Here is a 5,445-nt window from a genome sequence, read left to right on the forward strand (position 1 = left end):
ATCCGTACGACACTGATCGCCTCGGTGTTCGTGACCCGGTAGCCGCCTTTGAACTCGCTCGGGATCTCGAGCCGCTCGCCGCCGCGCAGCGTTCGACCGTATGTTCACCGGCCGACTGGATCTTCCCGAGTCGAAAACCGGGACAGATGCCTGCAAACTGGCCGAGTCGGGATCTTCCCGGCTCCTGCGGGGAGGAGGTACGGGAGTGCGCGCGAGGCCGAGCCGAGCGGTATCACTGCTGGTCACCTCGGTGATCCTGACGGGACTCATGGTCCCGGGGGCAGCCGCGCAGCCCGTGGGCGGCGAGCCGGCACCCGGCCCCGAAGCGGTGGGCCCGGCCGTCGTCGACCTCTCCGAGATCCCCGTCGAGCCACCCGTACAGCCCGCACGGCCCGCCCCGCGGGAGCTCTTCGGCGCGGACTGCGACACCGAGATCAACGGCTCGCAGGTCACGGCGCACTGCCACAACGGCTACCCGGAGACCGACCTCGTCCGGCTGCACGTCGAGTGCGACCGCTGGTGGGACGTGGACGGCGACAGCGCCCCCGTCGCCGTCGGCCCGGCGGGGCGCATCGAGCTCACCAGCCGCTGCTGGAAGGAGGTCCGCTCGGCCTGGGTCAGCCACCAGCGCCCGTGAACGGCCCGAGCGGCCCTATCCGGCGTCCCGGCCGAGGCAGACGAACGGGTAGCCCGCCGCCTCCGACGCGGCCGCGTCCCCGTCCCCGCGCCGGATCGCCTCGATCAGCCGGGCGTGGTCCAGGTGCGCGGCCGGATCCAGCTCCGCGCCCACGTCCGTGCGCAGCCAGTCCGCCACCAGGTCTCCGAGGTCCGCGTACAGCTCGATCAGCACGTCGTTGTGCGAGGCGGTCACCATCGCCATGTGCAGGCTCACGTCAGCCGCCACGAACCGCTCCGCGTCCCCGCTCGCCCAGGCCTCCTCGCGCCGCGCCAGCAGCGCGTCCAGCTGTACGAGGTCCCGCTCGGTCCGCCGCTCCGCCGCGAGGCGGGCCGCCGAGGACTCCAGCGTCGAGCGCAGCTCCGCGATGTGCCGGGGTTCGGCCCCCGCGAAGCGGCGGTGCATCACCCCGGCCAGCTCGCTGGTGGCGATGACGTACGTGCCCGAACCCTGGCGGATGTCCAGGAGGCCGTTGTGCGCCAGCGCCCGTACGGCCTCGCGCACGGTGTTGCGGGCGACGCCGAGCAGCTCCACCAGCTCCGGCTCGGTGGGGATGCGGGCGCCGACGGGCCACTCGCCGGAGGTGATCTGGTTGCGCAGCTGGGCGATCACCTGGTCGACGAGCGCGGAGCGCCGGGGCGAGGTCAGCGGCATGGGTTCCTCTCGGGGGAGACTGGACAACCAATCATCCCATGATTCTATGATGGTTGAATGTCCGACGAAGAAATCCAGACCCTCGACCGCCCCGCCGGAGGCCACAAGCCCTCCCGGCAGGCCCCCGGCGAGCCGTCCCCGCAGGCGGCCGGCGCGGCCCGGGCCGCGGCAGACGGCGCCGCCGCCACCTCGCAGGCGACGGCGCAGCCGGCCTGGCTCGGTCCGGTGCTCATCGTCGGCATCGTGCTCGCCGCCCTCAACCTGCGGCCGGCCATCACCAGCCTCGGCGCCCTCTTCGAGGAGGCCCGCACCGGCCTCGGCATGAGCGGCACCGTCGCCGGACTGATCACCTCCGTCCCCGCCCTCTGCTTCGCCGTCTTCGGCATCACCGCGCCCCGGCTCTCCCGCCGCTTCGGCCCCGCCGCCGTCGTCTGCGCCGGCATGGCCGCCGTCGCCGCCGGCCTGCTGATCCGCCCCTTCACGCACAACGCCGCGGGCTTCCTCGCCGCCAGCGCCCTGTCCCTGGCCGGCATAGCCCTGACCAACGTGCTGCTCCCGGTGATCGTCAAGCGGTACTTCCCGGACCGCGTCGGCACCATGACCGGCCTGTACTCCATGGCCCTGGCCGCCGGCACCTCGCTCGCCGCCGCCGCGACCGTCCCGCTGACCGACGCCCTCGGCGGCAGCTGGCGCACCGGCCTGCTGATCTGGGCGGTCCTCGCCCTGGTCGCCGTACTGCCCTGGCTGCCCGTCGCCGCCGCGAGCCGCCGCGAGAAGGCCGCCGCGCCCGCCGCCGTACGCGACGGCGCCGGCCCCTCCGTCGTCCGCAGCCGTACCGCATGGGCCCTGGCCTGCTACTTCGGCCTCCAGGCCACCGGCGCGTACATCACCATGGGCTGGCTCCCGCAGATCTTCCGTGACGCCGGAGTCTCCGCCTCCGAGGCCGGGGTGCTGCTCGCCGTCACCATGGTCATGGGCGTCCCGCTCGCCTTCGTCATCCCCGGCCTGGCCGGCCGGATGCGCCACCAGGGGCCCATCGCCGTCACCCTCGGCCTCTTCGGCCTCGCCGGCTACCTCGGGCTCTACTTCGCCCCGGCCGCGGGCGCGTGGGCCTGGGCGCTGCTGCTCGGCGTCTCCAACTGCGCCTTCCCCCTCGTCATCACGATGATCGGACTGCGCGCCAAGTCCCCGGCCGGGGTCGTCAAGCTCTCCGCCTTCGCCCAGAGCACCGGCTACCTCATCTCCATCCCCGGCCCCCTCCTCATCGGCACCCTCTACCAGCACAGCGGCGGCTGGGACCTGCCGCTCGCCCTGATGGCGGGACTCCTCGTCCCGCAGATCTGCCTGGGCCTCCTGGCCGGCCGGGACCGCACGATCGAGGACGAATGCGGCATGCGAGACTGACCGGCATGTCGCCCGTACTTGAACCGAACCCGCAGAACGGCCACAAGAAGCTCGGCCTCGTGCTCGGCGGGATGCTCCTCGTGACCGTGATCATCGCCGTGATCGCGACGTTCGCCTCCCCGTGACGCGGACGCCCCTAGGGGTGGGTGGGGATAACCCCACCAACCCCTAGGGGGCCAGGCTCAGGGTGAACTGGGGTGCGCCCCGGATGGGGGCCGCGTCCTCGGATCCATAGATTCGAAGACAGCGAGCCAGCCCACCCGCACACCCACGGAGGCGGCCATGTCGGCCCCCACGCACACCCGGTCCCTCCCGACCCCTCCCGCCCCCGCCCCCGCCCCCGCCCCCGGCCGCGGCCGCGGCCGCGCCGTCCGGGCGGGCGCCGCCGACGCCCGCCTGCACTGGTGGGCCCTGGCCCTCCCCGCCCTCGCCTTCGGCCTCCTCCTGCTGCTCCTGGCCGGATCCGGCCAGGCCCACGCGGAGTCCGGCGAGGCCTCCGGGCTGCTCCACGTCACCCAGCAGTTCCTGCGCGCCGTCGGCTGAGAGCCCGCGTGCCCGCGTGCGCCGGGGTGCGTCACACCGGCGGGTGCGGCCTCTCAACACCCTGCGCCCCGTGGCCCGTTTCGTGCGAAGCTGGGAGCCATGAGCGCCGACACACCCCGCAGGATCGCCCTCCTCCGGCACGCCAAGGCCGACTGGCCCCAGGTGTCCGACCACGACCGCCCGCTGGCGGAGCGCGGCCGCAAGGACGCACCGGCCGTCGGTCTGAAGCTCGCCGAAACCGGCATCGCCTTCGACCTGGCCCTCTGCTCCACCGCCGCCCGCACGCGCGAGACGTGGAAGCTCGCCGTCCAGGAGCTGCCGCACCGGCCGAAGACCTCGTACGAGGAGCGGCTCTACGACGCCTCGCTGGGCGAGCTCATCGCCCTCCTGAACGAAACCTCCGACGAGGTCGACAACCTCCTGGTCATCGGCCACAACCCCGGCATGCACGCCCTGGCCGACGCCCTCGCCGGGCGCGCCGAGGGGGACACCCTGGCGCGGATGACCCGTACCGGATTCCCGACCGCGGCCCTCGCCGTCGTCTCCTTCAGCGGCTCGTGGAAGTCCCTGGAGCACGGCGTGGGCACGCTGCTCGACTTCTGGACCCCCAAGGAGCACTGACCGCCGGTACGCGTGAGCGGGACCCGGAAACCGGGCCCCGCTCAGGCGACGCGCTGTGTTCCCCGCAGGTCAGGCGAGGTCGGCGGCCTCGATCTCCTCACGGGTGATCCCCAGCAGGTAGAGCACCGCGTCCAGGAAGGGCACGTTCACCGCGGTGTGCGCGGCCTCGCGGACCACGGGCTTGGCATTGAAGGCCACGCCGAGGCCGGCCGCGTTCAGCATGTCCAGGTCGTTGGCGCCGTCGCCGATGGCCACCGTCTGGGACAGCGGTACGTCGGCCTCCGCTGCGAAACGGCGCAGCAGCCGGGCCTTGCCCGCCCGGTCCACGATCTCGCCGGTGACCCGGCCGGTCAGCTTCCCGTCGACGATCTCCAGGGTGTTGGCGGAGGCGAAGTCCAGGCCCAGCCGCTCCCGCAGGTCGTCCGTGACCTGGGTGAAACCGCCCGACACCACACCCACCTGGTAGCCGAGCCGCTTGAGCGTGCGGATCAGGGTCCGGGCGCCCGGGGTCAGCTGCACCTCGGTGCGCACCTTGTCCACGACGGAGGCGTCCAGGCCGGCGAGCAGCGCCACGCGGGCGTGCAGCGACTGCTCGAAGTCCAGCTCGCCGCGCATGGCGCGCTCGGTGACCTCGGCGACCTGGGCCTCGCAGCCGGCGTGCGCGGCGAAGAGCTCGATGACCTCGTCCTGGATCAGGGTCGAGTCCACGTCCATGACCACCAGGCGCTGGGCCCGGCGGTGCAGCCCGGCCGAGACCACGGCCACGTCGACGCCGATGTGCGAGGCGGCGGTGGCGAGCGCGGTGCGCAGCGGCTCGGTCTCGACACCGGAGACCGCGAACTCGACGGCCGTCACCGGGTACTTGGCGAGCCGGAAGATACGGTCGATGTTGCCGCCGGTCGCGGTGATCCGGGCGGCGATCGCGGCCGTGGACTCGGCGGTGAGGGGGTGCCCGAGCACGGTGACGTGGGAACGGCCGCTACCGCGCGGCCGGTTGTCACCGGTACCGGAGAGGATCTCGGCCTGCAGCTTCAGCGACTCCGCCCAGCTGTGGACGGTGGCCCGCAGCTCGCCCTCGGAGCCGGCGGTGGGCTTGGTGACGAGGGCGCACAGGACGATGCGGCCACGGGTGACGACCTGCTCGATGTCGACGACGTCGACGGAGTAGGCGGCGAGGGTGTCGAACAGCCCGGCGGTGATCCCGGGACGGTCCTTGCCGAAGATCTTGACGAGGAGGGTGGGGACGTCGGAGGTCTGCGATGCGCTCATGGTGCTCTCACCGTATCTTCCCCGCCCCCTGACCAGGACCCCCGTCCCACCTCTTGAACGCGTGGTGCGTGCGGGCGGCCCTGCGGGGCGTGTCCCCTGCCCACCCTTCCACCGTTCCCCGGGGCGGAGCCCCGGACCCCGCGCCTCAAACGCCGGCGAGGCTGGATCCAGCCCGCCCGGCGTTTGAGGGCGCGGGCGCGCAGCGCACGGATCGGGGTCCGGGGCGGAGCCCCTGGGGGCACCTCCCAGCGGTAGCTGGGGGAGGAACGGTGGAAGGG

The 5,445-nt window shown here is 73.3% G+C and carries 7 protein-coding genes; 5 read left to right on the plus strand and 2 right to left on the minus strand.

The features are described from left to right. Positions 1 to 205: 205 nt before the first annotated feature. The gene (locus ACFTXQ_RS36320; protein ID WP_382649869.1) at positions 206 to 637 is read left to right on the plus strand and encodes a hypothetical protein; all 432 of its coding nucleotides are present in this window, start codon (positions 206 to 208) and stop codon (positions 635 to 637) included. Between the two features lie 15 nt (positions 638 to 652). Here the strand turns inward: ACFTXQ_RS36320 and ACFTXQ_RS36325 are convergent, their stop codons facing one another. Next, positions 653 to 1,330, minus strand: coding sequence for a FadR/GntR family transcriptional regulator (locus ACFTXQ_RS36325; protein ID WP_382649872.1), 678 nt, complete (start codon positions 1,328 to 1,330; stop codon positions 653 to 655). Positions 1,331 to 1,387: 57 nt separating this feature from the next. On the opposite strand from ACFTXQ_RS36325, the gene ACFTXQ_RS36330 reads away from it, so the two are divergent. The 4 genes from ACFTXQ_RS36330 to ACFTXQ_RS36345 all read left to right on the plus strand — a co-directional run bounded on the left by ACFTXQ_RS36330 (position 1,388) and on the right by ACFTXQ_RS36345 (position 3,898). Beyond that, the gene (locus tag ACFTXQ_RS36330) at positions 1,388 to 2,734 is read left to right on the plus strand and encodes a CynX/NimT family MFS transporter (protein WP_382649875.1); all 1,347 of its coding nucleotides are present in this window, start codon (positions 1,388 to 1,390) and stop codon (positions 2,732 to 2,734) included. Between the two features lie 5 nt (positions 2,735 to 2,739). After that, positions 2,740 to 2,859: an SGM_5486 family transporter-associated protein gene (locus ACFTXQ_RS36335; protein WP_382649878.1), complete on the plus strand. Its 120-nt coding sequence runs from the start codon at positions 2,740 to 2,742 to the stop codon at positions 2,857 to 2,859. 157 nt (positions 2,860 to 3,016) lie between these two features. Then, complete coding sequence (locus ACFTXQ_RS36340; RefSeq protein WP_382649881.1) at positions 3,017 to 3,277, plus strand: hypothetical protein; 261 nt, start codon at positions 3,017 to 3,019, stop codon at positions 3,275 to 3,277. Between the two features lie 99 nt (positions 3,278 to 3,376). Next, on the plus strand, positions 3,377 to 3,898 hold the full coding sequence (locus tag ACFTXQ_RS36345; protein WP_382649883.1) for a SixA phosphatase family protein: 522 nt from the start codon (positions 3,377 to 3,379) through the stop codon (positions 3,896 to 3,898). Between the two features lie 69 nt (positions 3,899 to 3,967). Here the strand turns inward: ACFTXQ_RS36345 and serB are convergent, their stop codons facing one another. Next, on the minus strand, positions 3,968 to 5,167 hold the full coding sequence (gene serB, locus ACFTXQ_RS36350; protein ID WP_382649886.1) for a phosphoserine phosphatase SerB: 1,200 nt from the start codon (positions 5,165 to 5,167) through the stop codon (positions 3,968 to 3,970). Positions 5,168 to 5,445 lie beyond the last annotated feature (278 nt).

The organism is Streptomyces sp. NPDC057010, assembly GCF_042673805.1.
Lineage (GTDB): Bacteria > Actinomycetota > Actinomycetes > Streptomycetales > Streptomycetaceae > Streptomyces.

Excerpts from the sequence above, each read along its gene's own strand:
- ACFTXQ_RS36330 (WP_382649875.1), top strand. The coding sequence starts at position 1,388 with ATGTCCGACGAAGAAATCCAGACCCTCGACCGCCCCGCCGGAGGCCAC.
- ACFTXQ_RS36340 (WP_382649881.1), top strand. The coding sequence starts at position 3,017 with ATGTCGGCCCCCACGCACACCCGGTCCCTCCCGACCCCTCCCGCCCCC.
- ACFTXQ_RS36335 (WP_382649878.1), top strand. The coding sequence starts at position 2,740 with ATGTCGCCCGTACTTGAACCGAACCCGCAGAACGGCCACAAGAAGCTC.
- ACFTXQ_RS36325 (WP_382649872.1), bottom strand. The coding sequence starts at position 1,330 with ATGCCGCTGACCTCGCCCCGGCGCTCCGCGCTCGTCGACCAGGTGATC.
- serB (WP_382649886.1), bottom strand. The coding sequence starts at position 5,167 with ATGAGCGCATCGCAGACCTCCGACGTCCCCACCCTCCTCGTCAAGATC.
- ACFTXQ_RS36345 (WP_382649883.1), top strand. The coding sequence starts at position 3,377 with ATGAGCGCCGACACACCCCGCAGGATCGCCCTCCTCCGGCACGCCAAG.